Consider the following 1803-nt stretch of genomic DNA (forward strand, 5'->3'; position numbering starts at 1 on the left):
CTACCTCGGCGTCGGACTCGACGTCCTGGGCAACTACTTCGGCGACTGGGAGCACCGCGGCAACGGCTGCCCCACCCGCTCCCCGGCCGGCACCGTCTTCCGCATCCCCGCGCCCGGCCCCAACATGGTCACCCTGCGCGGGCCCGGCGACGGCCTCGAAGGGTACTGCTTCCTGACCGCCACCACCGGTAACTTCTCGACTGCCGGCCCCTGGCCGTCCACCCTCCCGGGAACCCTGCAGGGCCCGCTCACCTTCCTGCCGCCCGGCGTGACGCCCGCTCAGGCGCAGACGCTGCTGGAGCCGTCCCGCCGCCGGGTCAACGTCCACCTGACGCCCGCGCCGGCCCCCGTGCTGACCGTCACCGTCGACTTCAACGACGGCACCGGACCGCACCAGGTCCTGCAGACCGCCGCGCCCCAACCCGTCCCCGCCACCTACAAGTTCGGCTTCGCCGGCTCGACCGGCCTGTTCACCGACGTCCACCTGATCCGCAACGTGGTGATCCACACCGACCAGCCGCTGCCGGAGCTCAACCTCGTCAAACAGGCCCACCAGCCGCTGCCGGCCGACCTCACCGTGGGCTCGCCGATCCCGTACGACTTCGTCGTCACCAACTCCGGGAACGTGCCCATCGACAACCTCGGCGTCACCGACCCGAAGGTCGGCCCCGTCAGCTGCCCGGTGACCGTCCTGCAACCCGGCGAGACCGTCACCTGCACCGCGACCTACACCGTCACCGCGGCCGACGTGGCGGCCGGGCAGGTCGCCAACACCGCGGTGGCCACCGGCACCGCGAACGAGGAGCCGGTCACCTCGCCGCCCTCGTCCGAGAACGTCCCCCTGGTGGCGCCCCCCGGCCTCGAAGTCGTCAAACACGTCGACGACCCCGGCCCCTACCACGCGGGTGACACCGTCGCCTACACGTACACCGTCAACAACACGGGCGGCACCGAGATCACGAACCTCGCGATCGCCGACGACAAGGTCACCGGAATCACCTGCGCCACCACCACCCTCGCCCCCCGGGGCAGCCCCGGCGACAGCACCCAGTGCCAGGGCAGCTACGTGATCACCGCCGCGGACGCCGACGCCGGCCAGGTGACCAACCACGCCACCGCCACCGGCACCTCCGAGGGCCTGCCCATCACCTCACCGGAGACCCAGGCCACCGTCCCCGTCGTCGGGCCGTCCGCCGTCTCCCTGACCAAACAGGCCGACACCGCGGGCCCCGTCCACCTCGGCGACACCGTCGCCTACACGTACACGGTGACCAACACCGGCCGGACGCCGCTCCACCAGATCCAGGTCACCGACGACCACGCCACCCCGGTCACCTGCGACGCCACCACCCTCCTCCCCGGCCAGAGCACCACCTGCCACGCCACCTACACGGTGACCGCGGCGGACCTGGTGCTCGGCCACCTCACCAACAGGGCGGAGGCGTTCGGGCTGAACCCGCAGGACGAGACGGTGGTGAGTCCGCCGGCGTCGGTGGTGCTGCCGGTGGTGGGCCGGGCGGCGCTGTCGATCGCGAAGTCGGCCGATGCGGCCGGCCCGTTCCGCGTCGGCGACACCGTGAGCTACACCTACACCGTCACCAACACCGGCACGGCGGCCGTGCACAACCTGACGGTGACCGACGACCACGTGACCTCGGTGGCGTGCGGCTCGACGGTGTTGAACCCCGGTGCGAGCACGCTGTGCCACGGCAGTTACGTGATCACCGCCGCTGACGTGTCGGCCGGGCACGTGACGAACACCGCCCGGGCGAACGGCACCGACCCCGAGGGCGGGCCGGTGGT

Annotated in this window: 1 protein-coding gene; it reads left to right on the forward strand. The window is 72.0% G+C overall.

Features of this window, described 5'->3' with window-relative positions:
• The coding region (locus ACWEMJ_RS34110; protein ID WP_452141022.1) for a DUF7507 domain-containing protein at positions 1-1803 on the forward strand (1803 nt) is incomplete at both ends.

The sequence above is a fragment of the Kitasatospora sp. NPDC004531 genome (assembly GCF_053602195.1).